This window comes from Arthrobacter sp. JUb119 (genome assembly GCF_024807995.1).
Classification (GTDB): Bacteria; Actinomycetota; Actinomycetes; order Actinomycetales; family Micrococcaceae; genus Glutamicibacter.
Genome location: NZ_JANUFE010000007.1, coordinates 68,591 through 88,675, shown reverse-complemented (window position 1 = coordinate 88,675; position 20,085 = coordinate 68,591). Strand labels below are relative to the sequence as shown.

At 64.2% G+C, this 20,085-nt stretch carries 20 protein-coding genes; 7 read left to right on the top strand and 13 right to left on the bottom strand.

Features of this window, described 5'->3' with window-relative positions; all coding sequences use genetic code 11:
• Positions 1–29: 29 nt before the first annotated feature.
• Together M2368_RS16425 and M2368_RS16420 are read right to left on the bottom strand one after the other, a co-directional pair.
• Positions 30–314 carry an HU family DNA-binding protein gene (locus tag M2368_RS16425; RefSeq protein ID WP_013349906.1) on the bottom strand — a complete coding sequence of 95 codons (285 nt, stop codon included), beginning with the start codon at positions 312–314 and terminating at the stop codon, positions 30–32.
• Positions 315–488: 174 nt separating this feature from the next.
• Positions 489–1,457 carry an SDR family NAD(P)-dependent oxidoreductase gene (locus M2368_RS16420; protein WP_498724740.1) on the bottom strand — a complete coding sequence of 323 codons (969 nt, stop codon included), beginning with the start codon at positions 1,455–1,457 and terminating at the stop codon, positions 489–491.
• Between the two features lie 219 nt (positions 1,458–1,676).
• Between M2368_RS16420 and M2368_RS16415 the strand changes: the two genes are divergently transcribed.
• Positions 1,677–2,258 carry a DnaJ family domain-containing protein gene (locus tag M2368_RS16415; RefSeq protein WP_166650710.1) on the top strand — a complete coding sequence of 194 codons (582 nt, stop codon included), beginning with the start codon at positions 1,677–1,679 and terminating at the stop codon, positions 2,256–2,258.
• A 60-nt stretch (positions 2,259–2,318) separates the two neighbouring features.
• Here the strand turns inward: M2368_RS16415 and rpsN are convergent, their stop codons facing one another.
• From rpsN to M2368_RS16370, 9 genes are all read right to left on the bottom strand, one after another.
• Entirely contained in the window at positions 2,319–2,624 is a 306-nt protein-coding gene (gene rpsN / locus M2368_RS16410) for a 30S ribosomal protein S14 (RefSeq protein ID WP_013349909.1), read from the bottom strand.
• A 3-nt stretch (positions 2,625–2,627) separates the two neighbouring features.
• Positions 2,628–2,798: a 50S ribosomal protein L33 gene (gene rpmG / locus M2368_RS16405; RefSeq protein WP_013349910.1), complete on the bottom strand. Its 171-nt coding sequence runs from the start codon at positions 2,796–2,798 to the stop codon at positions 2,628–2,630.
• Positions 2,799–2,800: 2 nt separating this feature from the next.
• Positions 2,801–3,037 (bottom strand): 50S ribosomal protein L28, encoded by a 237-nt coding sequence (rpmB, locus tag M2368_RS16400; RefSeq protein ID WP_013349911.1) that lies wholly within the window; start codon positions 3,035–3,037, stop codon positions 2,801–2,803.
• Between the two features lie 327 nt (positions 3,038–3,364).
• Positions 3,365–3,865 (bottom strand): MarR family winged helix-turn-helix transcriptional regulator, encoded by a 501-nt coding sequence (locus M2368_RS16395; RefSeq protein ID WP_105657039.1) that lies wholly within the window; start codon positions 3,863–3,865, stop codon positions 3,365–3,367.
• A 360-nt stretch (positions 3,866–4,225) separates the two neighbouring features.
• Positions 4,226–5,023 carry an ABC transporter permease gene (locus M2368_RS16390; protein WP_133833539.1) on the bottom strand — a complete coding sequence of 266 codons (798 nt, stop codon included), beginning with the start codon at positions 5,021–5,023 and terminating at the stop codon, positions 4,226–4,228.
• 1 nt (position 5,024) lies between these two features.
• Positions 5,025–5,948 carry an ABC transporter permease gene (locus M2368_RS16385; protein ID WP_498724738.1) on the bottom strand — a complete coding sequence of 308 codons (924 nt, stop codon included), beginning with the start codon at positions 5,946–5,948 and terminating at the stop codon, positions 5,025–5,027.
• Positions 5,945–7,078 (bottom strand): ABC transporter ATP-binding protein, encoded by a 1,134-nt coding sequence (locus tag M2368_RS16380; protein WP_498724737.1) that lies wholly within the window; start codon positions 7,076–7,078, stop codon positions 5,945–5,947. The genes M2368_RS16385 and M2368_RS16380 overlap by 4 nt, the downstream gene beginning before the upstream one ends.
• Positions 7,075–7,236 carry a hypothetical protein gene (locus M2368_RS16375; protein WP_498724736.1) on the bottom strand — a complete coding sequence of 54 codons (162 nt, stop codon included), beginning with the start codon at positions 7,234–7,236 and terminating at the stop codon, positions 7,075–7,077. The genes M2368_RS16380 and M2368_RS16375 overlap by 4 nt, the downstream gene beginning before the upstream one ends.
• Before the next feature lie 15 nt (positions 7,237–7,251).
• Positions 7,252–8,475, bottom strand: coding sequence for an ABC transporter substrate-binding protein (locus M2368_RS16370; protein ID WP_332485884.1), 1,224 nt, complete (start codon positions 8,473–8,475; stop codon positions 7,252–7,254).
• A 211-nt stretch (positions 8,476–8,686) separates the two neighbouring features.
• Here M2368_RS16370 and M2368_RS16365 point away from each other — a divergent pair, with 211 nt between their 5' ends.
• The 4 genes from M2368_RS16365 to M2368_RS16350 all read left to right on the top strand — a co-directional run bounded on the left by M2368_RS16365 (position 8,687) and on the right by M2368_RS16350 (position 13,747).
• Entirely contained in the window at positions 8,687–9,154 is a 468-nt protein-coding gene (locus M2368_RS16365; protein WP_105657044.1) for an Lrp/AsnC family transcriptional regulator, read from the top strand.
• Entirely contained in the window at positions 9,151–10,530 is a 1,380-nt protein-coding gene (locus tag M2368_RS16360; protein ID WP_105657045.1) for an aspartate aminotransferase family protein, read from the top strand. Before M2368_RS16365 ends, M2368_RS16360 begins: the two co-directional genes overlap by 4 nt.
• A 156-nt stretch (positions 10,531–10,686) precedes the next feature.
• Positions 10,687–11,745 carry an ImmA/IrrE family metallo-endopeptidase gene (locus M2368_RS16355; protein WP_332485883.1) on the top strand — a complete coding sequence of 353 codons (1,059 nt, stop codon included), beginning with the start codon at positions 10,687–10,689 and terminating at the stop codon, positions 11,743–11,745.
• Positions 11,746–11,824: 79 nt separating this feature from the next.
• On the top strand, positions 11,825–13,747 hold the full coding sequence (locus M2368_RS16350) for an acyl-CoA dehydrogenase family protein (protein WP_498724735.1): 1,923 nt from the start codon (positions 11,825–11,827) through the stop codon (positions 13,745–13,747).
• On the opposite strand, the gene M2368_RS16345 is transcribed toward M2368_RS16350, so the two are convergent.
• Positions 13,744–15,468 carry an HNH endonuclease signature motif containing protein gene (locus M2368_RS16345; protein ID WP_498724734.1) on the bottom strand — a complete coding sequence of 575 codons (1,725 nt, stop codon included), beginning with the start codon at positions 15,466–15,468 and terminating at the stop codon, positions 13,744–13,746. The two genes, M2368_RS16350 and M2368_RS16345, sit on opposite strands and share 4 nt — an antisense overlap.
• Positions 15,469–15,529: 61 nt before the next feature.
• Positions 15,530–17,056 (bottom strand): PucR family transcriptional regulator, encoded by a 1,527-nt coding sequence (locus M2368_RS16340; protein ID WP_483561876.1) that lies wholly within the window; start codon positions 17,054–17,056, stop codon positions 15,530–15,532.
• 110 nt (positions 17,057–17,166) lie between these two features.
• Here M2368_RS16340 and M2368_RS16335 point away from each other — a divergent pair, with 110 nt between their 5' ends.
• Both M2368_RS16335 and M2368_RS16330 read left to right on the top strand, forming a co-directional pair.
• Positions 17,167–18,669: a CoA-acylating methylmalonate-semialdehyde dehydrogenase gene (locus tag M2368_RS16335; protein ID WP_332485879.1), complete on the top strand. Its 1,503-nt coding sequence runs from the start codon at positions 17,167–17,169 to the stop codon at positions 18,667–18,669.
• A gap of 5 nt (positions 18,670–18,674) precedes the next feature.
• Positions 18,675–20,054 (top strand): aspartate aminotransferase family protein, encoded by a 1,380-nt coding sequence (locus tag M2368_RS16330; RefSeq protein WP_498724733.1) that lies wholly within the window; start codon positions 18,675–18,677, stop codon positions 20,052–20,054.
• Positions 20,055–20,085 lie beyond the last annotated feature (31 nt).

The following is a 20,085-nucleotide window of genomic DNA, read 5'->3' as shown; positions in this document are numbered from 1 at the left end:
CGGGCCTTGCGCAAAGCTCTAGCGGAAGCTTACTTCTTGGCTACAGCAGCCTTCAGCTTCGACCCAGCGGTCAGCTTGACCGAGTGGCCAGCAGGAATCTGGATTGCTTCACCGGTCTGTGGGTTGCGGCCGGTGCGAGCTGCACGATCGGTGCGCTCTACAGCCAACCAACCTGGGATCGACACCTTCTCACCCTTGGAAATCTGGTCGACGAAAACCTCGAAGACTGCATCCAGAACACCATTAACGGCAACCTGGGAGTTTTCGGTCTTCGCTGCAACAGCAGCAACAAGTTCGCTACGGTTCATAGCCAATGTATGGTCCTCCTGGACTAGTGATCCAAAGCCCTCTTCCGGGCCCCGAACGCCGCACGGTCGCACGGACTTATCAAGAGTTGAACTTACCAGCTGAAAGCGACAAAAAGTGCATCATCTTGCGGATTCTGCTGAATTTTCGCCAAATCAAGGGTGTGAAAGTTCACCCGGGACCTACAGCGCGAACGGATCGAGGCCTTCGTTTGCCTCCACGAAAAGTTCCCAGGCTTTGCTTTGCAGCTCCTTGCCGCGGGTCGCTTTCGCCGGGCTGGCCAGTGCCGTTGGACCCTTCGTGAGGTATTTCGGCCCCAAATAGCTGCCTCGGGGCGCGTCTTCGAGTTCCGGCGCCAATGCCGCTTCGACCAATGCCACCGCACCTTCATGTTTGCCCTGCGCGAAACTGGACTGCAATTGGCCAATCAGCCGCTTGGCAAAGTCCGGTTCGTTGATGTTGGGCACCTGCGGGGTCAGCCCGGAAAGCGAATACCCCGGGTGGATGGCCAGCGCGCGAGCCGGCAGTTCCAGCTGGCGCAGCCGGTGGTCCAGGGCCAAGGTGAAGGCTTGCACTGCCGCCTTGGACTGCGCATAGGCACGGTATGGATGGTAGTCGCGGGTCAAGGCCAGGTTTTGCGGATCGGTAGCCAGCATCCGGGTGGACATCGATCCCAGCCCGATGAACCGCAGCGGCTGGGCGAAGCGTTCGCCCAGCTCGCCGACTAGCCGCGCATGCCCGATGAAATTCGTGCTCATGGTCAGCTCATGGCCCAGCAGGCCCTCGACGCGGCTCTGCGGCGCCCGGATGACCCCGGCATTGGCGATCAGCGCATCCAATGGCCGATTGCGCAGTTCAGCTGCCAGTCCCATTGCGGATTCCATGCGCGAGGAGTCGAACTGCATGAATTCCACGCTAGCCGCCGGTACGCGCAGCCGGATCTGCTCCATGGCATGCTCCGCACGGCTCTGGTTGCGGCAGGCCAGGATGACTTGCGCACCGGCTCGCGCCAAGCCGAGGCTCGCGAAGAAGCCAAGGCCGCTATTCGCGCCGGTCACCACAACGGTCTTGCCTTGGCCCAGCGGCGCCCACCGCTGCCGGTTCGCGTAGATGTCAGTTGCGGGTCTCGGATAGCGCGTCGCTGGCTTCATGGAATACACGCTACTACAGGGATAATGCTCGATTGCGGGTGGGACATGGCCGCTTATAGCGATCTCCAGCCACCTCGCAGCCGCTTGCTGGGCACTGAATCCTTGGCGAGGCGCCCGAACCCGAAGGGAATGATTTTATCTTCCCAGCTCCCCCATCAATTGCTTCGGAAAGTCCCAGTGCCGTTGCCGGGCTCAGGCGCACGGTGGGATCATTGGAAGATGGAGCACAGCGAGGATGCCGCACTGAATGCGGCCCGGTACAAGATGAAGCAGGACAGCGAGCCGTTGCCGGTGGACGAGTATGCGCAGGCCACCGGGATGGCTCCCGTCGAGAAGCAGAAGACGCCGCTGCAGCTGCATGCCGAGGACGAGGCATGGGAAGTGGCCAACTCCGTGCTCGATGAGGCTTTCGCCCGCGGGGACTTCGACAATCTTGCCCTCTCGGGCCAGAAGATCGACCATATCACCAGCAATGACGATCCCGACTGGTGGCTGAAGTCCATGATGCGCCGCGAGCAGCTTACCGGGCTGGGCCCACCAGCGCTGACCTTGCGGGTGGAAGATGAGCAGATGGAGCAGACCTTGGACCGCTTGCCCTCCGAGCGGGCCGTGCGTGAGCATATCGAGGATTTCAATGCCCGCATTATCGAGGCGCGGCGGCAGCTGCTTGGCGGCCCGCCGGTGATCACCGCTTTGCGCGATTCCACCGCAGAGGTGCTTGGTTGGCAGGAACGCCGGGCGGCAGAACCTGCACCGGTGGCAGAGAAAGCACCGGTGAAACGCCGGTGGTGGCGGCGTTAAAAGGCGAAGCCGCCTTCCCGAAAGGGAAGGCGGCTTGCTAAGTCAAAAGACTTGCAGGTCTTACCAGGAAGACTTGGTGATGCCCGGAAGCTCACCACGGTGCGCCATGTCGCGGAAGCGAACACGGGAGATACCGAACTTCTGGAAGGTGCCGCGTGGGCGACCGTCGATTGCGTCGCGGTTGCGAACGCGAATCGGGGAAGCATCGCGTGGAAGCTTCTGCAGGCCTACGCGTGCAGCTTCGCGAGCTTCGTCGGTTGCGTTTGGATCAACCAGGGTCTTCTTCAATTCGAGACGCTTTGCAGCGTAACGCTCGACAATGACCTTGCGCTGTTCGTTCTTTGCGATCTTGGACTTCTTGGCCATGTCTTAGCGCTCCTCTCGGAATTCAACGTGCTTACGGACGACTGGGTCGTACTTCTTCATGACCATGCGGTCAGGGTTGTTACGACGGTTCTTACGGGTTACGTAAGTGAAACCGGTTCCAGCGGTGGACTTCAGCTTGATGATCGGACGTACGTCCTTATCCTTCTTTGCCATTTTTAGAGCTTCACACCCTTCGCAATCAGGTCAGCAATTACAGCGTCGATACCGCGAGCATCGATGACCTTGATGCCCTTGACCGACAGGGTCAGGGTCACCTTACGGCGCAGGGAAGGCACGTAGTAGGTCTTCTTCTGGATGTTCGGATCGAAACGACGCTTGTTGCGACGGTGCGAGTGGGAGATGCTATGTCCGAAGGCCGGAGTAGTACCGGTTACCTGGCAAACAGCTGCCATGATCACTCCTCAGTTAGTTAGTAGTAAAATTCGGCGGTACTCGCGCACAGTGCCCATACCAAAATATCGACACCGCTTCTGCGTTATGAGTCCCGCCAACCAGTGAAACACCGTTAATACTGCACACTAGGAAGGTAACCAGGCTGGGTGAGAACCAACCGAAGAGCCTTAAAGTATGTAAGTCGGTGAACTTCGCAACCGGTCGAGCAATTTCCCCGTACTCAGTCGGCCACGATATTCGGTATTACGGGCAACGCGCAGTTGTTCTGCTGTTAGACGGCATAACAACACACGCGATTAACGCCTGATTAGCTTATCGAGAATTCCTCAGTGTTCCAAATCGAGGTTTTCCGAATTCAGGATCCAATGATCCGCATCAAGCGAAGTTGTAATTTTGCGTGCGATCCGCGTGAGATCGTTAACGTCCTTGTCATCAAGGGTATCGAAGAGAAGACCACGCACCGAGGCAACGTGGTGAGGCGCCATCTGCTGCACGGCTTCCCATCCGGCCTGCGTTAATGAGGCGATTTTCACACGGGCATCTTCTGCGGACTGCTCGCGGGTGACCCAGCCGCGCTTCTCCAGCTTCTTGACCACATGCGACAGTCGCGAAAGCGAAGCACTGGTGTGCGAAGCCAGCGTCGTCATGGTCAGCTGATGGTCCTTGGCCTCGGAGAGCATGGCGAGCATGTGGTAGTCGAAAAGCGTGATGCCTTCCAGGCCCTGCAGATCGGAATCCAAGGCCGCCGGAAGCAAAGTCATGACAGCATGCAGTCCAAGCCAGGCGTCGCGTTCAGGCCCGGAGAGCCAAACTGGCTTATCGCTCATGAAGTTTCCAATCGTTCATAGACCTGCACCTACAGGCCAGCAAGGTATCAACCTGTAGACCATATATTGTAAAGCTAAGTATTTACTATATGTCAGATGCCCGCATTTCGGCTCTCTGCCAATATTTCGTTCCGCCAGCCACCCTAATGGCCTTTGGACTCGGCTGCATCCTGCAGGCAATGGTCCTGCAAATCACCGCAAGAGCAGCAAGCGGCCGGAGGCCTAGCGCCAGTCCAACAACGTGCAGGTCCCAGAGGGTGCAAGGAGCCAGCTGGGTACCGCTCACGCTAGTGACGATCCCTGCTTTTTGACCAGCTGGCAAGCCAAAGGCCCGCGCTGAAGAGCGCGGGCCTTTGGAACCTAGGAATTCTCCAGCTGTTTCTTCTTCCGGTAGCTGATCACCTGTCCGATGACCACCACGAGCAGGGCAAGGATGAACATCGCCGAACCAATGACATTCGCCTGGGCCGGGATGCCGCGGGTAGCTGCCACATAGATGAACTTCGGGAAGGTCTGGAAGGTGCCGGAGTTGAAATTCGTGATGATGAAATCATCAAAACTCATCGCGAAGGACAACAGCGCGGCGGCCACAATGCCTGGCAGCAGCAGCGGGAACGTCACCTTCCAGAAGGCCGCACGCGGCGAGGCGTAGAGATCGGCGGCCGCTTCTTCCAATCGCGGATCCAGCGAGGAGACACGAGCCCTGACGGTGACGATCACGAAGGACATGCAGAACACGATGTGGGCGATCACGATGGTGGCGTAGCCCAGTTCCCAACCGAGGTTCAGGAACTGTGCCAGCAGCGAAGCACCGAGCACGACCTCCGGCGTAGCCAACGGCAAAATGATCAGCACATCGGTGAGCTTGCGGAACCGGAACTTGTAGCGGACCAGGCCGATGGCGATCAGCGTGCCCAAGGCGGTAGCGGCAATCGTGGCCACCGTGCCGACCTGCAGCGAGTGCACCAGCGATTCGCAGACCGCCGGAGCGCCGCAGGGGTTCTGCCAGTTCTCCAGGGTGAAGCCGCGCCAGTCCAGGTTGGTGCGGCCGGCATCGTTGAAGGAGAACACGAAGATGTAAGCGATCGGTACCAGGAGGTAGATGAAAGCCAGCCCGCCGACAGCAGGGATGAACCAGCGTCCGATTTTCTGCTTCATGCTACATCAGCTCCTTGGTCCCGAAGCGGCGGATATAGATCGTGACCAGGACCAGGATCGAGACCATCAGCACGAAGCTCAACGCTGAGGCGCCCGGGTAATCGATGACCTTGAAGAATCTGGAATCGATGATCTGGCCGATCATCGTAGTATTGCGGTTATTGCCCAGCAGGGCCGCGTTCACGTAGTCGCCGGCGGCCGGGATGAACGTCAGCAGGGTGCCGGCGAAGACGCCCGGGGCGCTCATCGGCAGCGTCACCTTGAAGAAGGAGGTCACCGGGCTGGCATACAGATCCCCCGAGGCCTCGAGCAGGCGGGTGTCCAGCCGGCCCAGGTTAGCGTAGATCGGCAGCACCATGAACGGCAGGAAGTTATAGGTCAGGCCCGCGACGACCGCGAACGGCGTGGCAGTCAGGTGCCCGTCGGCTGGCAGGATCGCCAGGAATTTCAGCGTTTGGGCGATGAACCCCTCATCGGCCAGTATCTGCTTCCAGGCCTGGGTGCGCAGAATGAAGCTGGAGAAGAACGGGGCGATCAGCAGCACCAGCAAGATGCCCTGCAGCAGCGTCTTCTCGCGCAAGCGGACTGCCACCAGGTAGGCCATCGGGAAGCCGATGAGCAAGGCCAGGACGGTGGCGATCAGCGCGAACCCGAAGGAGCGCAGCAGCTCGGGCCAGTAGGCGGCGAGCACCGTGGCGTAGTTGCCGATTTCGAAACCCGGCACGAATTCGCCGATTTCCCCGCCCTCGGGTTTCACGTACAGGCTCATTGCCAGCAGGACTACCACCGGAAGCGCGAAGAACAGGGCGAGCACCAGCATGCCCGGGGCGATCAGGTAGACGCCGGTGCGGCCCTTGCGCCGCTCCGCCCGGATCTCCTCGCGGCTGCGCAGGTCGACGATGCCCTTCTTGGTCATGACCGTCATGGCTGGTCAACTCCGGCATCCTCGTGCTCGGCACCGGCCAGGCCGAAGGAATGCTGCGCCTCCCAGGACAGGTACACGGTGTCGCCTTCGGCAGCCGGCTGCTGGCCGCGATTCTGCGTGAAGGTCCCGAGCGTGCCGATCCCGTCCACCTCGACCAGGTACTCGGTGGTGGTGCCGGTGAAGGACACGTCGACCACGGTGCCGGACAAGCGGTTCTCTCCCGCATAGCCATCGCGCGAGATCGTGATCTTCTCCGGGCGCACCCCGACGACCACCTCCCCTGATGCCTGCACGGCGCGGTCGGCCGGCAGCAAGATGGCTTGGCCGTTGACCATGACGCTGAGCATGCCGGCGTCATTGCCGGTGACCGTGCCGCGCATCAGGTTCGACTTGCCCAGGAAGTTCGCGACGAACGCGGTCTTGGGCAATTCGTAGAGTTCGCGCGGCGGGCCCATCTGCTCGATCCGTCCGCCGTTCATCACCGCAACCACGTCGGCCATGGTCATGGCCTCTTCCTGATCGTGGGTGACGTGGATGAAGGTCAGGCCGACTTCGGTCTGGATGTTCTTCAGCTCCAGCTGCATTTGGCGGCGCAGCTTCATGTCAAGTGCCCCGAGGGGCTCATCGAGCAGCAGCACCTGCGGGCGATTGACCAGCGCCCGGGCCAGGGCCACGCGCTGCTGCTGCCCGCCGGAGAGCTGGATCGGCTTGCGATTGGCAAGGTGCCCGAGCTCCACCAGGTCCAGCCCGGCCCTGGCTTTCTCCATCGCCTGCTTGTCCTTCTTGCGCTTGAGCCCGAAGGCCACGTTTTCCAGCACGCTCATGTGCGGGAACAGCGCATAGGACTGGAACACGGTGTTCACCGGACGCTGGTGGCTGGCCAGCGCGGTGACGTCCTGGCCGCCGATCGAGATGCTGCCCTCGCTGGGGGCCTCAAGGCCCGCGATCATGCGCAGGGTGGTCGACTTGCCGCAACCGGAGGGTCCGAGCAGGGCGAAGAAGGTGCCCGAAGGGACCACCAAATCCAGGTCCTTGACCGCCACGAAGCTGGAAAAGCGCTTGGTGATGCCCGAGAGGTGCAGATCCGCGCCGGTGGCAGTGGTTTCGGTACGCGTTGCCAAGGTTGTCATGCCCCTATCACTTCCTGGAACTGGTTGTGGAAATCGGTTTCTGCTGCCGGTACAGCACGTGCGGAGGTTGCCCGGTTGACGACGTCCCTGGCGCGGGCCGGGCCCGAACCGCGGCCCTTGGGCAGGCGCCGGCAGTTGATGGCTCGTTGGCGAGTCATGGTGTTCCCCGCTTTCTAGGCGCCGATTGCACTCTGGAATTCAGAGTTCAACGCGGTCTCTTCATCCGCTTCCAGCGAGCGGAAGACATGTGCCTTTGCCAGATCCTCATCGGTCGGGAAGATCAGCGGGTTGCCGACCAGGTCCGGGTCGATCTTTTCCATCTCTTCCTGGGCGCCGACCACCGGGCAGATGAAGTTCACGTAGGCTGCGACCTGCGCGGCCACGGCCGGGTCGTAGTAGAAGTCCATGAGCTTCTCGGAGTTGGCCTTGCGTGGCGAGGCCACCGGGACCATCAGGTTGTCGCTCCACAGGGTGCCGCCGGCCTCGGGGATCACGAACTCCCACTGGTCATCGTTCTCGAAGTTCATCTGCACGATATCGCCGGACCAGACGATGCCGGCGATCGCATCGCCCGAGACGAAGTCCTCCTTGTAGGAGTTGCCCTTGACCTGGCGGATCTGGCCATTGCCGATGTTCTCGCGCAGCACGTCGGCAGCGGCGCCGAATTCGCTTTCGCCCCATTGGCCGGCGATGTCCACGCCGTTGTGCAGCATCAGCAGGCCGATGGTGTCGCGCATTTCATCGAGCACGGTGATACGGCCCTTGAGCTTTGGATCCCAGAGGTCCTCGACGGATTTCAGGCCCTTGGGGAATGCCTTCTTATTCCAGGCGATGCCGGCGTAGCCGGACTGCCAGGTCAGCGAGTGCTTGCGTCCCGGGTCGAAGTCCACGTCCTTCAGGTTGGGCAGCAGGTTGGCCGAGTTGGGGATGTTCGCCAGGTCCAGCTCCTGGGCGTAGCCCTGGCGGATCATGCGGCCGGCCATCCAGTCGGTCATCGTGATGACGTCCTGGCCGATGTCCTGGCCTGCCTTGAGCTGGCCCTGCACCTTGCCGTAGTAGGTGTCGTTGCCGTCGATATCCTCGCGGTAGTTCACCTTGATGCCGGTCTGCTTGGTGAACGCATCCAGTGTCGGGTAGGTCTTCTTCTCGTCGTCGTAATCCAGGTACAGGGTCCAGTTGGCCCAGTTCACGGTGGGGTCGTTTGCGGAAATGTCCTCGATCGACGGTGCGGCTTTGGTGCTGCTTCCTCCGGTGCCGCAGGCTGCGAGCAGCCCGGTCAGGCCCAATGCGCCGGCCGTGGAAAGCACGCCGCGGCGGGAGTAGCTGCGCTGGCTCATGGCCTGGACCAGTGCGCGGACTTGGGGGTCTTGCGGAAGTCGGCGTTGCGAGTGCGACATGGCTGGAATCCTAACGACGAATGTGATCGGCCACACATGAAAGTGTTGTCGTTCATCCTGCCAGCAATGCACAAGTCCAACAAGACCCGAACGCAAGTTTCCTTGTAAAAATTACGTTACGAAAACTGAAAACTTTCAAAAATACCCCTTTCGCAACTGAATCAGTGACGGTAGGGTCTGTGGAAAGTCCCTTTAGACCTAGGAGGTCGATATGACGCTGCCCTCGCATACGGCACAGGCCATTGATGAAATTTCCAAGGAGATCATCGAGCAGCTGCAGGAAGATGGCCGGCGCTCCTATGCCGCCATCGGCAAGGCAGTGGGCCTGAGCGAAGCGGCTGTGCGCCAGCGCGTGCAGAAGCTGGTCGAGAGCCGCGTCGTGCAAATCGTCGCAGTCACCAACCCGCTGGAATTGGGATTCACCCGCCAGGCCATGATCGGCGTCGTCGCCGCCAGCGACATCAGCGGCACCGCCGACCGGATCGCCGAACTTCCGGAAGTCGACTACTGCGTGGTCACCGCCGGCAGCTCGGACATCCTCGCGGAGGTCATCTGCTCGAACGATGAGGACCTGCTGCGCGTGATCGGAACGATCCGCGGGCTCGAAGGCGTGGTCAGCACCAATACGTACACCTACCTTTCACTCAAAAAACAGGAATACAACTGGGGAACACGATGAACACACCACGTGGTACCGATCGCCAGCAAGCCGCTCGCGATCACCTTTGGATGCACATGGCCCGGCACTCCGGAATTTCCAACGGCGCGCATGTTCCGATCATCTCGCGCGGCGAGGGGCACAAGATCTACGACGATGCCGGGCGCGAATACATCGACGGCTTGGCCGGGCTGTTCGTGGTCAACGCGGGGCACGGGCGCGCCGAATTGGCCGAAGCCATGGCCAAGCAGGCCGAGAAGCTGGCCTTCATGCCGCTGTGGTCCTACGCCCACGAACCGGCGATCGACCTGGCTGAGCGCCTGGCCAGCTATGCACCGGGCGACTTGAACCGCGTCTTCTTCACCACCGGCGGCGGCGAGGCGGTCGAATCCGCCTTCAAGCTGGCCAAGCAGCATTTCAAGATGAAGGGCAAGCCGGGCAAAACCAAGGTCATTTCGCGCGCCCTGGCCTACCACGGCACCCCTCAGGGAGCCTTGGCCATCACCTCGCTGCCGGATATGAAGACCCCGTTCGAGCCCTTGGTCCCCGGCACCTTCCGCGTGCCGAACACCAACTTCTACCGCGCACCGCAGATGTTCGCGGACAACGAGAAGGACTTCGGGCTGTGGGCCGCGGAGCGCATCCGCGAAGCCATCGAATTCGAAGGCGCCGACACCGTGGCGGCGGTCTTCCTGGAACCGGTGCAGAACTCCGGCGGCTGCTTCCCGCCACCACCGGGGTACTTCGACCGGGTCCGCGAGATCTGTGACGAATACGATGTGCTGCTGGTTTCCGACGAAACCATCTGCGCGTTCGGCCGCATCGGCTCGATGTTCGCCTGCAACGACTTCGGCTACGTTCCGGACATCATCACCTCGGCAAAGGCGCTGACCAGTGGCTATGTCCCGCTGGGCGTGATGGTCGTTTCCGACAAGCTGTTCGAGCCTTTCACCAAGGGCGATACCACCTTCTACCACGGCTATACCTTTGGCGGGCATCCGGTGGCAGCCGCGGTGGCGATGGCGAACCTGGACATCTTCGAGCGGGAAGGATTGAACGAGAACGTCAAGAACAACGCCGACGCGTTCAAATCCACGCTGTCCAAGCTCACCGATCTGGACATCGTTGGCGACGTGCGCGGCGCCGGCTACTTCTACGGGATCGAGCTGGTCAAGGACAAGGCGACCAAGGAGACCTTCAGCGACGCGGAGTCCGAACGCCTGCTGCGCGGGTACCTCTCCCCGGCCCTGTGGGAGGCGGGACTGTATTGCCGCGCCGACGATCGCGGCGACCCGGTCATCCAGCTGGCTCCGCCCATCACGATCGGGCAGCCGGAGTTCGACCAGATCGAATCCATCCTGCGCACCGTGCTGAAGGAAGCGGCCAGCAAGATCTAGCGCCACGAAGGCTCGCAGGCATCGCCTGCGAGCCTTTTTGCAAGTCAGAGCGTGTTACTTCACGAAGCTGCACGCAATTGGTGCTTTGTGGCATAGGCCACTAGTCTGAGGTCATTAGACGATCAAGATCGCCTTTTGGAAGATTGCAGGAACCTCATGACTTTGGAACCGACCAGAATCAGGTTGGCACGCGAACGTGCAGCGCTGAGCCGGTCCGCCTTGGCCGCCTCGCTGGGTATTTGCGAGCGCGAACTCGCCCATGCTCCCGAGGATCTTTCCCTTGCGCTGGCCGATGCGCTGGGCTGCGCGCCGCAGTTCTTCCGGCTTCCCGCGGCCCAGGGCATCGACACCGAACGGATCTTCTTCCGCTCCCCGCGCCGCACCAGCACCGCGCAAAAAGTCGCCGCAGCCGCGCTGGGCCGCAACGGCGTAGAACTCTACAACCTGATCACGCGGAACTTCCGGCTCCCGCACACCGGGATCCCCGAGCTGTGCGGCTTCACCCCGGAAGATGCCGCCGCGCATCTGCGCACCGAATGGGATCTGGGATGCGGCGCGCTGCCCGATCTGCTGCATCTGCTCGAAGCCCGCGGGGTGCGGGTGCTGAGCCTGCCGGCCTCGCTCGAAGCGGTCAAGACCTTCAGCTTCTGGGAAGACGAGCAGGCCTTCATCTTCCTGGCCGCCGGCAGCCGCAATGCACAGCGCCTGGCGATGGCCCACGAGCTGGGGCATCTGCTGATGCACTCCTCGCTGGGCGAGAACCGCGAGCAGGTGGCCGCCGCGGAACGCGAGGCCGACGAATTCGCGGCACGCTTGCTCCTGCCCTCCCTGTCCCTGCAGGTGCGGGTCTCCGATTCCCTGCAGATCCCGCAGCTGCTGGCACTCGAAGAGCAGTTCGGTGCACCGGCCCAGGTGATCCTCGCGCATTCGCGTGCCCGCGGCTTGCTGGGCGAGGGCGCCTACCAGTGGTTGTCCCAGGAGCTGGCGCTGGAACCGGCCCAGGAGCACCAGCAGCTGGTCTCCCGGGTCTTCTCCCTGGTCTTCCCCTCCCTGCAGCGCGACCATCGGGCCAGCACCGCACGGATCGCCCGCGAATTAGGGCAAACCGCATCGCAGATCCATGAGCTGACCTTCGGGCAGGCGTTCGTGCTGCTCGAAGGAGAGAACCTGCACGACGCCGGCCAGGCGATCCGCGGCCACTTGCACGCGCTCTAGCAACCCCGGGGTTTGGCAGCTACGCTGGTGCCACCAGGCGATGGCGCCGCGGCCGATCGCCGAGCCAAAGGGGATCGCCATGCAAATCAACGCCGACAAATCCAGGCAAGTCGCCGAGGAGTCCCGCGAGCAGTTCGACCGGCCCAGCTTCGCCAAGGGCCTGTACATGGGGGCCGTGGACTTCTCCCTGATCGAACCATTGCCCAGCGCCCTGCATCCAGAACGCGGACAGGAATTCCTGCCGCAGCTCGAAGCGGTCCTCGATGGCATCGACCCGGAGCGCATCGAAGCCCAGGCGCGCATCCCCGGCGAATATATTGCCCAGCTTCGCCGCATCGGCGCCTTCGGCATGAAGATCCCGGTCGAATACGGCGGACTGGGGCTGAGCCTGCTGGACTACGGCCGGGCGCTGATGCGCGTCGGCGTGGTTTCCCCGGCCATCGGCGCGCTGCTCTCGGCCCACCAGTCCATCGGCGTCCCCGAACCGGTGAAGTCCTTCGGCACCGAGGAGCAAAAACGCGAGTACCTGCCGCGCTGCGCGGCAGGAGCCATCAGCGCCTTCCTGCTCACCGAGAACGATGTCGGTTCCGACCCTGCACGGTTGGGCACCGAAGCCCGGCTCAGTCACGACGGCAGCCACTACATGCTGGATGGCGCGAAGCTGTGGACCACCAACGGGGTGGTCGCCGAGCTGCTCGTGGTGATGGCCGCGGTGCAGCCGCATGAGGCCCTCGGCCAAGAGCCTGCAGGTCGCGGCGGAATCACCGCCTTCATCGTCGAGGCCGATACCGCGGGCATCACCGTCGAGAACCGCAACCAGTTCATGGGCCTGCGCGGAATCGAGAACGGGGTGACCCGGTTCCGCTCGGTGCGCGTGCCGGCGGCCAACCGCCTGGGCAAGGAAGGCTCGGGGCTGAAGATCGCGCTGAGCACCCTGAACACCGGGCGCTTGTCCATCCCGGCCATGTGCGCCGGGGCCGGCAAATGGTCCACGAAGATCGCCCGTGAATGGTCCGCGGCCCGCGTGCAGTGGGGCCACCCGGTCGGCAAGCACCAAGCCGTCGCCGGCAAGCTCGCCTGCATCGCGGCCAGCAGCTATGCGCTGGAAGCGGTGTTCGAGGTGTCCGCCCGGCTGGCCGATGCCGGCATGAAGGATATTCGCATCGAGGCGGCACTGGCCAAGCTCTGGGCTTCGGAGACCGCCTGCACGATCGCCGATGAGCTGCTGCAGATCCGCGGCGGGCGCGGATTCGAGACCGCGCAGTCGCAGGCAGCGCGCGGCGAGCGGGCGGTGCCGGTCGAACAGATGCTGCGCGACCTGCGGATCAACCGCATCTTCGAAGGCTCCACCGAAATCATGCACCTGCTGATTGCCCGCGAGGCCGTGGATGCGCACCTGCAGGCGGCCGGGGACCTGGCGCGCGCCGGGTCGAGCATCCAGGACAAGGCCCGAGCGGCGGTGGATGCCTCGGGGTTCTATGCCCGGTGGCTGCCCAAACTTGCGATGGGCGCAGGCTCGCTTCCGAACTCCTATGCCGAGCACGGCCCATTGGCCAAGCACCTGCGCTACGTGGAGCGGACCTCGCGGCGGCTGGCACGCCAGACGTTCGCCGGGATGGCGCGCTGGCAGGCCGGCCTGGAAAAGCAGCAGGTCTTCCTGGGCCATATCGTGGATATCGGCGCGGAGCTGTTCGCCATGTCCGCGGTGATCGCCAAGACCACTGCGCTGCCGCAGTCCCCGGCCGGCCAGCGCGACTCTGCGCAGGATCTTGCCCTGGCCTTCTGCGAACAGGCCGCGCAACGCTGCGAGGAGCATTTCGACAGGCTCTGGAAAAACACCACCCGTACCGATGGACGGATCGCCGCGGACCTGCTGGACGGGAAGTTCCAGTGGCTGGAGGCAGGGGTCCGCGATGTCTCCGAAGGCACCGGAGAGTGGATCGCCCAGTGGTCCGATGGAGTTCGCAAAGACGTGCGGTGGCCCTACCCGGAGGATGACTAGGGCTCCACGATCTCGATGTCCAGTTCCCCGGCACGCCACTTCGCGGTCATGCGCTCGGCGAGGGCATCGGCCGCCAGGGCTTCCTGCGGGGTCATCCAGTAGGTGTTCACCCGGAGTTTCTGCTGCGGGTCGAGTTCCTTGGACAGCAGGGCCATCGGCCGGCATCCAGGGATCTTCACCGCGTGGAACAACCCGCAATGCCTGCCGATATGGTGGATCATGCATCCCAAGGCCGCGGACTCGATATCCGTGTTGCCGCCCTTTTCCCACGCGTCGAGATGATCCAGTTCGCATCGTTCGGCGGGCATGCTGCATCCCGGATACAGGCACCCTCGATAGGCCGCCCGGATGGCGCGGCCCTGCGCCTTGCTATACAGCCGCTGGGTGCGGCCCAGATCCAGGGGAAGGCTCTGGCCGTTCAGCACCAGCGGATAGATTCCGGCCGTGCACAATGCCGCTCTGGTTTCGCCCGGGGATAGCTGGATCCCGGTGGAAGTGACCGCGAATTCCTTGCCGTCGCGTCTCATCTTCTCGTAATCCAGGATGATGCTCACCTGCGGTACCGCCAACCCGGGTTGCCTCCCTGGCGAACCGCTCTGGTTGCGGTCGGTCATCAGCAAGGCCAGGAATCCTACGAGCCGGCGTCGTTCTGGCCTGAGCTCCTCGAACTGGGTGGCGGCCGGGCCGGCAGGTTCCTCGGGCTCTTCAGGTTCTTCGGGTTCCTCGGGTTCTCCAGGTTCGTCAGGTTTGTCAGGTTCTTCGGGTTCTTCAGGTTCGGCGGATCCCTCGGGTGCCGATCCGGCAGGTTCCCCGTCTTTGGCCCAGTCGGGCATCGATTCCTCGTCATCCCAGCCGCTGCCCTGGGCACCGGTGAACTGCGCCTCGGCGTGCGCCAGGGCTTCGCGGTTCCCGGCCACGGTGGCCGGGTTGTCCAGCGCGTTGAAATACGCTTCGATCATCGCCGCATGGGCGGGCAGGACGCGCAGGACGTATTCGACCAGGCCCTGGCGCATGCCCTTCTTGAAGATCCCGATCCCATCCAGCAGGGCCTGCAACGGGCGCTGGCCGGACTTCACCTGCGCCACCAGTGCGTTGATGTGCCTGCGGGCGGCCTTGGGTTCGCTGCGGATGAAGGCGGCCGATTCGGCTTGCAGCTGGTCCTTCTTGGCCTGCCCGGCCTGGCCTTCGCCGAAGTCCTTGCGGGCCGAATGCAGTTTCAGCGCGGCCGAGGACACCAGCCGGGGATCCACGTCGGGGTCGGCGAATTGCCCGGCCAGTTCCGGCAACCAGGCGGGCAGCGGTTGCCCTGCCTCGTCGACACCGCCCAGCAAGCAATCCACCAGGGCCAGCCGGTCGCGGACCGTGCTGCGCGGGATGTCCAGCCAGCCGTGCAGCAGCCCGGCCGTGTTCTTGAAATGCGTGCGGGCAGTGGTGGTGCGCCCGGCGGCCACCTGGAATGCGGCGAGGCTCGGGTGCTCGCCTGCCTCGGTGACGGCCTGGAAGGATTCCTGGTCGAGCTTGTGGGCACCGGTGCGGCGCAGCGCATGGGCGGCGTGCAGCTGGGTGCGGCTCTGGCGGCGGGCGAGCTTGTCAGCAAGCTGCGCAAAGCAGGCCGCGTGGCCGGGGCTCAATGGCCCGCCGGCAAGGACCGCGGTGGCCGATGCGATGAGTTCTTCCGCGTCGGCCAGGTCCTTCAGCGCCTGTGCCTGTTCTGTGCTCATGCCCCCATGATGTCTGCGGCGTCCTGCGGGGTTTTCTCACCGGGAGCCAAGTGTGGATAGCTCAGCCGTGCATGCGGTACCAGAGCAGCGCCACCTGCAGCGAGGCGCGGGACTCGGCGGAGTCCAGCTGCACCCCGAGCTTGGCTTCGAGCTTGGCCAGCCGGGAGTAGAGGGTGGGCCGCGAGAGGTAGCCGGCCTTGGCCAGCGCGGTTTTGTTCCCGCCGTGGGCCAGGTAGAGATCGAGCAGGTCAAGGGCGGCCAGGTCGAGCGGGTTGAGCAGGCCGGAGAGCTCGGCCAGCGCGAAGGTGCGCAGCTTCGGGTCGCTGCCCATGGCCGAGAGCACCCCGCGCAGGCGCAGGTCGGCGAAGCGGTAGTAGGGCTGGGCGCGGGTGGGCAGGTGCGGGACGATCTGCGCGACCTGCGCGGCTTCCTCCAGCCCGGCGATGCTGGTGGCCAGGGTGCCTTCGGGCCCCACGCCGATGGCCACCGGCGCGGTGAGCTGCTCGGCCAGCCGGCGGGTGAAGCCCTGCAGGGTGGAGTCCAGCAGTTCGCGGGCGCGCAGCGGCAGGATCAGCCCCAGGTACCCGGGCTTGAGCGAGCCGGCCAGGATGCCCAGGTGCAGGGTGTCGGCCAGCTGGTCGAGCACTTCGAGCAGGGCGCGGTCGGCCAGCTGGGTTTCGGTCGGCGTTCCGGAACCGGCCAGGGAGATGACCACCGGGACATAGTAGGGGGCGGCGGCCAGGCCCAGGGCCTGGGTGCGGATGGCGATGTCCTTGTCGCTGTAGCTGTGCCCGGCCTGCAGTTCGTGCAGCGTGGAGGTGCGCGCCTGGTAGAGCAGCTCGCGCTGGTCGCGCCCGGACAGGCGGGCGATGGTCAGCGCCTGGCCGGCCCGTTCCAGCACCAGGGCCGCGCGGTCGTCGTCCTCCAGGATGGCCGGGACGATCAGCCGCCCCCAGCGGCTGCGGACCGCGCCGACCGGGGTCTGCAGCCAGTTCTCGGTGCCGGTGGCGCGTCCAGTGTGCTCCAGGAACCCGACGAAGCGCGAACGGGTGATCCAGTGTTCCAGTTGCGCGCCGGACTGGGCGAGCACGTGGTGGCGGACATCTTCCAGGACCACGGGGGCCGAGAGCAGCTGCGCGGTGCGGTCCACGATCTGCGCTTCGTCGGCCTCGGTCAGCGAGAGCCCGGTGTAGATTTCGTGCACCGTGCGGGAGAACTGGACGGCCTCGAGCTGCTCGGCGACGAGTTTCTGGTGGATGACCTCGGTGATGGACACGAAGCGGGTGGTGGTGCGCAGGGCGATGACCGGCAGGCCCAGGTCGGCGACGTCCAGCGGTGCGCCGGAAAGGTCCTCGATGATGACCCCGACGGCCCCGGCCTCGCGCAGCGCGGTGATGAAGGCGCGCACGTCGCTCACGTTGCGCAGGGTCGTGAGGATCAGCTCGCGGCCCAGCAGCAGGTCGATGTTCTCGGTGGATTCGGTCACGTGCACCCAGCGAAGCGGCGCGTCCATCCCTGTTCCGCAGAGCACCTGGGGGTCGGCGGCCTGGACCACCGGCAGGTGCAGTACCTCGTCTACCGTCAGCATTTTTACACTCCGTCAGCACTAGTGCTTAAATCATGACACAGTGATGGTGTTGTCCCTCACATCCATGACCCATGATGAAGGCAGGCACCCAACTTCGAAAGGCCGATACGATGACCGCAACGCTGACCGGCACACTGCAGCACTGGATCAACAACGCCAATTACTCCGCCGATGACCGCACCGGCAAGATCTACAACCCCGCCACCGGCGAGGTCACCCGCCAGGTTGCGCTGGCCTCCAAGGCCACCACCGAGCATGCGATCGCCGCAGCCGCCGAGGCCTTCCCGAAGTGGCGCGACACCTCGCTGGCCCGCCGCACCGCGATCATGTTCAACTTCCGCCAGCTGCTGGCCGAGCGCAAGGGCGAGCTGGCCGCGATCATCACCGCCGAGCACGGCAAGGTGCTGGACGACGCGCTGGGCGAAGTGGCCCGCGGCCTGGAAGTCGTCGAGCTGTGCTGCAACGCGCCCTACCTGCTCAAGGGCGAGTTCTCGCAGAACGCCTCCACCGGCATCGACGTGCAGTCCATGCGCCAGCCGGTCGGCATCTCGGCCATCATCTCCCCCTTCAACTTCCCGGCCATGGTGCCGCTGTGGTTCTTCCCGGTAGCGATCGCCGCCGGCAACGCGGTGGTGCTCAAGCCATCGGAGAAGGACCCGTCGGCCGCCAACTGGCTGGCCGAGCTGTTCACCGAGGCCGGCCTGCCCGAGGGCGTGCTGAACGTGGTGCACGGCGACAAGGAGGCGGTGGACACCCTGCTGACCGATCCGCGCGTGAACTCCGTGTCCTTCGTGGGTTCCACCCCGATCGCGCAGTACGTCTACTCCACCGGCACCGCGCACAACAAGCGGGTGCAGGCCTTTGGCGGCGCGAAGAACCACATGCTGGTGCTTCCGGATGCCGACCTGGACCTGGCCGCCGACATGGCGGTCAACGCAGGCTTCGGCGCGGCCGGCGAGCGCTGCATGGCGATCTCCGTAGTCGTCGCGATCGACACCATCGCCGATGAGCTGGTGGCCAAGATCGCCGAACGCGCCAAGACGCTGCGCGTGGGCGATGGCACCCGCGGCTGCGACATGGGCCCGCTGATCACCGGCGAGCACAAGGCGAAGGTGGCCGGGTACATCGAGGCCGGCATCTCCGCCGGCGCGGACCTGGTGCTCGATGGCCGCACCGGCACCGTGGATGCTGATGGCGAGGGCTTCTTCCTGCATCCGACGATGTTCGACCATGTCGGCACGGACATGTCCATCTACACCGAGGAAATCTTCGGTCCGGTGCTCTCGGTGGTGCGCGTGGAGAGCTTCAACGAGGGCATCGAGCTGATCAACTCTTCGCCGTACGGCAATGGCACCGCGATCTTCACCAACGACGGCGGCGCGGCCCGCCGCTTCGAGGACGAGATCCAGGTGGGCATGGTCGGGGTCAACGTGCCGATCCCGGTACCGGTGGGCTACCACTCCTTCGGCGGCTGGAAGGCCTCGCTGTTCGGCGACCAGCACGCCTACGGCCCGGAGGGCTTCAAGTTCTTCACCCGCAACAAGGTGATCACCAAGCGCTGGCTGGATCCCAGCCACGGCGGCATCAACCTCGGCTTCCCGCAGAATGACTGATACCCATGACTGAACCACTGGCACAGCCACTGACGCAGGGCGTTTCCGCAGCGGATATCGCCGCTGGCCAGCACGCCTACGAGCTGGACCGCAAGCACGTCTTCCACTCCTGGCAGGCCCAGGGGCCGTTCGCCCCGATGGCCATCCTGAAGGCCGAAGGCTCCTGGGTATGGGACGGCGAGGGCAACGCGCTGATCGACCTCTCCAGCCAGCTGGTGAACACGAACATCGGGCACCAGCACCCGAAGGTGATCGCCGCGATCCAGGAGCAGGCCGGCAAGCTGGCCACCATCGCCCCGCAGCATGTGAATGACGCGCGCTCGGAAGCGGCCCGGCTGGTTGCCAAGCATACCCCCGGGCAGCTGGACAAGATCTTCTTCACCAATGGCGGTGCCGATGCGGTGGAGCATGCGGTGCGCATGGCGCGGCTGCATACCGGCAAGCACAAGGTGCTCTCCGCGTACCGTTCCTACCACGGCGGCACCCACCTGGCGGTGAACCTCACCGGGGATCCGCGGCGCTTCGCCTCGGATCATGCCACCGATGGGGTGGTGCACTTCTTCCCGGCCTACCCGTACCGCTCCTACTTCAATTCGAGCACCCCCGAGGAGGAGACGGCCCGGGCGCTGAAGCACCTGGAGGACACCATCCTGCTGGAAGGCCCCAGCACCATTGCCGCGATCATCTTGGAGAGCATTCCGGGCACCGCGGGCATCTACCTGCCGCCCCCGGGCTATCTGCAAGGCGTGCGCGAGCTGACCGAGAAGCACGGCATCGTGTACATCGCCGATGAGGTGATGGCCGGGTTCGGGCGCAGCGGGCAATGGTTCGCGGTGGACCATGCCGGCGTGGTTCCGGACCTGCTGACCTTCGCCAAGGGCGTGAACTCCGGCTACGTGCCGCTGGGCGGGGTGGCGATCAGCCCGGAGATCTTCGAGACCTTCCGCGAGCGGGTCTACCCGGGCGGGTTGACCTACTCGGGCCACCCGCTGGCCTGCGCGGCGGCGGTGGCCACCATCACGGCGATGGAGGATGAGGGCATGGTCGAGAACGCAAAGCGCCTGGGCGAGGAAATCATCGGGCCGCGCCTGGCGCAGTTCGCCGCCGAGCACCCGAGCGTGGGCGAGGTGCGCGGAACCGGCGTGTTCTGGGCGATCGAACTGGTGAAGAACCGGGAATCCCGCGAGCCGCTGGCCGCCTATGGAGGCAGCAGCCCGGAGATGAACCAGGTGGTTGCCGCCGCGAAGGCCGCAGGGCTCCTGCCCTTCGCCAACTTCAACCGGCTGCATGTGGTACCTGCCATGAACATCGAGGATGAGGTGCTCATCGAGGCGCTGGATCGCCTCGAGCAGGCCCTGATCGTCGCCGACACGTTCGTTCAATAGCACCCCACTGGCAGGACAGCCCCGCTGTCCT

Bases quoted from the DNA above. Each gene is read 5' to 3' on its own strand.
- M2368_RS16420 (WP_498724740.1), bottom strand. From the start codon at position 1,457: ATGAAGCCAGCGACGCGCTATCCGAGACCCGCAACTGACATCTACGCG.
- M2368_RS16415 (WP_166650710.1), top strand. From the start codon at position 1,677: ATGGAGCACAGCGAGGATGCCGCACTGAATGCGGCCCGGTACAAGATG.
- rpsN (WP_013349909.1), bottom strand. From the start codon at position 2,624: ATGGCCAAGAAGTCCAAGATCGCAAAGAACGAACAGCGCAAGGTCATT.
- rpmG (WP_013349910.1), bottom strand. From the start codon at position 2,798: ATGGCAAAGAAGGATAAGGACGTACGTCCGATCATCAAGCTGAAGTCC.
- rpmB (WP_013349911.1), bottom strand. From the start codon at position 3,037: ATGGCAGCTGTTTGCCAGGTAACCGGTACTACTCCGGCCTTCGGACAT.
- M2368_RS16395 (WP_105657039.1), bottom strand. From the start codon at position 3,865: ATGAGCGATAAGCCAGTTTGGCTCTCCGGGCCTGAACGCGACGCCTGG.
- M2368_RS16390 (WP_133833539.1), bottom strand. From the start codon at position 5,023: ATGAAGCAGAAAATCGGACGCTGGTTCATCCCTGCTGTCGGCGGGCTG.
- M2368_RS16385 (WP_498724738.1), bottom strand. From the start codon at position 5,948: ATGACGGTCATGACCAAGAAGGGCATCGTCGACCTGCGCAGCCGCGAG.
- M2368_RS16380 (WP_498724737.1), bottom strand. From the start codon at position 7,078: ATGACAACCTTGGCAACGCGTACCGAAACCACTGCCACCGGCGCGGAT.
- M2368_RS16375 (WP_498724736.1), bottom strand. From the start codon at position 7,236: ATGACTCGCCAACGAGCCATCAACTGCCGGCGCCTGCCCAAGGGCCGC.
- M2368_RS16370 (WP_332485884.1), bottom strand. From the start codon at position 8,475: ATGTCGCACTCGCAACGCCGACTTCCGCAAGACCCCCAAGTCCGCGCA.
- M2368_RS16365 (WP_105657044.1), top strand. From the start codon at position 8,687: ATGACGCTGCCCTCGCATACGGCACAGGCCATTGATGAAATTTCCAAG.
- M2368_RS16360 (WP_105657045.1), top strand. From the start codon at position 9,151: ATGAACACACCACGTGGTACCGATCGCCAGCAAGCCGCTCGCGATCAC.
- M2368_RS16355 (WP_332485883.1), top strand. From the start codon at position 10,687: ATGACTTTGGAACCGACCAGAATCAGGTTGGCACGCGAACGTGCAGCG.
- M2368_RS16350 (WP_498724735.1), top strand. From the start codon at position 11,825: ATGCAAATCAACGCCGACAAATCCAGGCAAGTCGCCGAGGAGTCCCGC.
- M2368_RS16345 (WP_498724734.1), bottom strand. From the start codon at position 15,468: ATGAGCACAGAACAGGCACAGGCGCTGAAGGACCTGGCCGACGCGGAA.
- M2368_RS16340 (WP_483561876.1), bottom strand. From the start codon at position 17,056: ATGCTGACGGTAGACGAGGTACTGCACCTGCCGGTGGTCCAGGCCGCC.
- M2368_RS16335 (WP_332485879.1), top strand. From the start codon at position 17,167: ATGACCGCAACGCTGACCGGCACACTGCAGCACTGGATCAACAACGCC.
- M2368_RS16330 (WP_498724733.1), top strand. From the start codon at position 18,675: ATGACTGAACCACTGGCACAGCCACTGACGCAGGGCGTTTCCGCAGCG.